Source organism: Neisseria sp. P0022.S010 (assembly GCF_051956635.1).
Window position 1 is genome coordinate 1 of sequence record NZ_JBQCXF010000896.1, and the last position, 451, is coordinate 451.

Below are 451 nucleotides of genomic sequence, written 5' to 3' on the forward strand. Positions count from 1 at the left end.
CGGAACACCTCCTCAAACGCCTATTCACAGCCGAAAAGCCCAACGAAAAATGGCTGACCGACGTGACCGAACTCAAAGGGAGCGACGGCAAACTGTACCTCTCGCCAATCTTGGACTTGTTCAACCGAGAAATCGTCGCCTACGCCATGAGCCGCAATGCTAACAGCGAAATGGTGAAGGAAATGCTCGAAAAAGCCGCACCCCGTCTGACTGATAAGGGAACGATGCTGCATTCCGACCAGGGTGTGCCGTACCGTACGGCGGGGTATAGGGAATTGCTTGCGGAGCATTCCATGGTTCAAAGCATGTCGCGTAAGGCGAATTGTTGGGACAATGCGCCGATGGAGAGTTTCTTTGCGGTGTTGAAGACGGAGTGTTTCTATAACGCAGGTGAATTGACGGTGGACGAATTGATGAAACAGATAGATGACTATATGGATTACTACAACCG

General features: G+C 51.2%; 1 protein-coding gene. It reads left to right on the forward strand.

Features of this window, described 5'->3' with window-relative positions:
• The coding region (locus tag ACTHUT_RS21985; protein WP_440419942.1) for an IS3 family transposase at positions 1-451 on the forward strand (451 nt) is incomplete at both ends.